The organism is Streptomyces flavotricini (assembly GCF_020639365.1).
Taxonomy (GTDB): Bacteria; Actinomycetota; Actinomycetes; order Streptomycetales; family Streptomycetaceae; genus Streptomyces; species Streptomyces flavotricini.
Genome location: NZ_JAINUL010000001.1, coordinates 4,796,210 through 4,799,828 on the forward strand (window position 1 = coordinate 4,796,210; position 3,619 = coordinate 4,799,828).

3 protein-coding genes are annotated in these 3,619 nt (G+C 70.0%); all 3 read left to right on the plus strand.

Features of this window, described 5'->3' with window-relative positions; genetic code table 11:
* Positions 1 to 141: 141 nt before the first annotated feature.
* Complete coding sequence (locus K7B10_RS21755; protein ID WP_229338230.1) at positions 142 to 498, plus strand: DUF6247 family protein; 357 nt, start codon at positions 142 to 144, stop codon at positions 496 to 498.
* The gene (locus tag K7B10_RS21760) at positions 495 to 785 is read left to right on the plus strand and encodes a hypothetical protein (protein ID WP_229338231.1); all 291 of its coding nucleotides are present in this window, start codon (positions 495 to 497) and stop codon (positions 783 to 785) included. Before K7B10_RS21755 ends, K7B10_RS21760 begins: the two co-directional genes overlap by 4 nt.
* 122 nt (positions 786 to 907) lie before the next feature.
* Entirely contained in the window at positions 908 to 3,199 is a 2,292-nt protein-coding gene (locus K7B10_RS21765; RefSeq protein ID WP_229338233.1) for a flagellar hook assembly protein FlgD, read from the plus strand.
* The last annotated feature ends 420 nt before the right edge of the window (positions 3,200 to 3,619 follow it).

Sequence of the window (3,619 nt, forward strand, 5' to 3'; positions counted from 1 at the left end):
GGGGGGACCCTGTGGGAGAGTAGGACGCCGCCGAACAATCATTGTGGGAAAGCCCCGCACCTTATGGTGCGGGGCTTTTCTGCGTTTACGGGCATGTCGCAGAGTTGCTCGCTATCCTGGCCTCGTTCCCCTGGAGGCACGATGACAGCACAGCACCTCGAAGACGACGGTCCGCTCATCCCCCAGCCGGCCATGACGCGCGAAGCCCTGCGGGACGCCGTGCGCCGGATCGACATGGCCCACCTCGCCGAGTTCGACAGGGAATGCCATGCGGCGTTCGACCGCGCCGCGGAGACGGGCGCCATCAACCCGCTCCGCTTCTTCCTGATCAAGTGGGCCACGCACGTGGCCATCCACCGCCGGCCCGCCCGCGCCGCGGCGCTGCTCGAGGCAGAGCGCACTGCCGGCGACCCGGCCGCCACGGAGGAACAGTTCCGGGCAGCCATGGAGACCAGCAGCCGCATCCTGGCCGAGGCCCAGCAGGAGATCGGTCAGTGACCCTGCGGGGAGAGGGAGTGGAGAACGACGCCGGCTGGGCCTGGGAGTGCGATCCGAGCCGGCTGTGGGTACTCGGCGACATGCCCGCGGAGCAGCAGGAGCTGGTCGCCGTCGTCATGGAGGGCCTCGTCGACCTCGCGTCGATGGCCATCGACCCCAAGGACGGCAGCCTCTACGAAGACCCCAGTCCCATGCGGCTGCGCACGTACGAGGACGAGCACCTGATGCTCTGGTACCAGACCATCCCCCACCGCAGCCGCGTCTACCTCAAGCGCGTCAACCTCTGACCTCGAAGTTCCCCCGTCCTCTGCTGCTAGGATCCGCTCACTTTGCGGGGGGCGCAGAGCGGTCGGCGCGGGCGCCCGCCGCCCACCCCCGCGCACGTCCCGTGGGGGGAACGCAGTTGAGAATGCCGCGTGCCGTGGGAGCCGCCGCGCTCGCACTGGCCACCTGCATCGGCGCGCTGTGCGCCGTACCGACGGCAGCCACCGCCGCAGCACCGCCTCCGGGGGGCGAGGCGACGATCGCGTCACCGCCGAGCACCTCCGAGCCGAACCTGATCCTTCGTGGTGCCGGCAAGGGAGTGTTGCTGTCCGACAGGTACACCCGTGGGTCGCTGTCCTGGTGGAGTACCGACGGCAGGCAGATCCCCGCCGAATGCGGGGTACTGGCCTGGCTCGGTGACGAGGTCGCCTGCGACGGCACGGAGTTGAAGATCCGGGACTACGCCACAGGGGCGACGGAATCCGTTCCGCGCAGGGAGAACCGGGCCTGGGCCGCAGCCTTCTCGCCGACCCAGGTGCTGGCCCATGAGAAGGACGCGGACGGGCGGTACGTGCTGCACCTGCTCGGCCGTGCGAACGAGCCCCGCAAGGACGTGCCGGTGACGGGCGCAGGGGCCCTGGGGTCCTACGCGGTCCTGGCTTCGGACGCGCGGGGCGCGCTCGTCGAGTACTGGGGCGCCGGCCCGGAAGGCAAGCACCGCCACGGGCTCCTCGACTACGCCACGGCGACGCTGAAGGAGCTTCCCGAAGTCCCCGGCGGGGGCGCCACGTACAACCACGTGGGGCTCGGGGCGAAGTGGATCGCCATGGTCAGGTCGAACGAGGCCGTCATGGTGTCCAGGACCGACCCCGCCGTGGTCCGTACCGTGCCGATCGGCACGTACCCGGAGCGGGTCCTGCCGGTCGGAGACTGGCTGATCGCGGACACCGGGGACCGGGACGACCCGGTGGTGACGGCCTACCCGATCGACGGCGGTGCACCGCGACCGGTACTGGAGAGGCTGGACGGGCAGTTGGTCCTGGGGGCCGACGGCGGCGCGTACGGGCTGTCCACCATCAAGGGCAGCACCCGCTGGGCCGTCCACCGGATCTCCGCGGATGCCCAGGGGGCCCTGCGGGTCCAGGAGGCGCTGGCCGTTCCGCCCCGGCCCGCGGACCGGCGGAGCATCGCGATCGCCCAGGGCGACCTCTCCGCGCTGCACGTCGACAACACCGAGTTCGTCCTGGGCTACCGGACGTCCGTCGCGGGTCCGCCGTCGATCACCGAGGCGCCCGTGTGGCGCTGTGAGCGTTCTGCGAGCGATCCCCTCTGCCCCGAGGCGGCCGGCCGCTTCGGGGGCAACGCGGCGACGGGTGACGGCCGGATCGTGGGGATGTCGGCGGATCCTGCCGGGTGTTCGACTCCATGCTCGGTGACGGTGCACATCCGGGATGCCCGCACCGGTGGTTCCCAGCGGACCGTGAAACTGCCCGGCGCAGTGCGCAACCCCGGCATCGTCAGTTCCTCCGGCCGCTATCTGCTGGTCGGTGCGGAGACCGAAGGGGTCCCGCGGAAGCTGGTCCTCGACATCGACGCGGGCAAGGTCCTGGACATCAAGCCCGCCCCGGCCGCGGGGCTGTGGGGATCCCTGCTCTGGCAGCCGGAGGGGGACAAGGGCGTCGTGGCGGCCACGGACCTGCGGACCGGCCAGGTAGTCCGCCACGTCGACCTGGGATCGGCTTGCCGCCCGTACGAGCTCCAGGCCAATGGCGACTGGTTCTATTCGACCTGCGCCGCTGACGGGGCCGGGGCGGCCGCGTACCACGTGCCTACGCGGCGCAGGATCCCCCTGCCGTTCGTCGCGGAGCGTCCGCTCGGCCAGGTGCGACTGGGAGATGGCTACGTGGTCCAGGACGACGCCGGCCTCAACCTCTACAACCTGCGCTCCGGGCAGCCGGTGAAGGAGTACCAGGTCCAGCAGTACGTGGCCGGCTACGGCCTCGACTGGTCCGTCGACCGCTTCGGCGGCCGGCCGGCCCACCTCGACCAGGGCGAGACGATCCACGTCGTGGGAGTCACCGGCGCCGCGTCGCCGCTCGGCGTCATCGACCAGAACGTGCCCGGCACGCTCGACGCCAAGACGGCGGGCAGCCGGCAGGCCCGCTGGTGGCTGTCCAAGCCGGTGGCGTCGTGGAGGCTGACGGCGCGGAACAAGGCCTCGGGCATCACGACCGTCGTGCGCAGCGGTGGCGAGACCCGCGGTGCGATCGACCTGGTGTGGGACGGGAAGGACCAGGCGGGCCGCGTCGTGATGAACGGTGCGTACGAATGGACGCTGCTGGCCGTCCCGGCGGACGGCCAGGGAGCCCGGCTCAAGGCAACGGGCCCGGTCACCCTCACCGGAGCCAGGCCGCCGGCGGGACGCGGCCGGCCCTGACCGAGCGCGGGGGGCGTCGTGCCCGAGGCCCCCCGCGCTCGTTTTGACACCTCCAGGGGCGAGTTGTAGAGTCGAACGGTTGCCTGGAACTGCACAAGTTCGGCAACCATCCAGCAAGACCCCTCGCACCCACGGAATCGAATTCTGCGGGTGCGTACTCGACTCCTCATCCAGGAATCCGAAGCCGGGAAATCCGGTGGAAAACTTCTGATAGAGTCGGACTCGCCGGAAAGGGAAACGCGAAAGCGAAGACCTGGAAAGCAAATCCCGCTTCGACCGGGAGCCAGGCCCGAAAGGATCTGATAGAGTCGGAAACGCAAGAACGAAGAACGAAGAACGAAAGCCCGGAGGAAAGCCCGAGAGGGTGAGTACAAAGGAAGCGTCCGTTCCTTGAGAACTCAACAGCGTGCCAAAAATCAA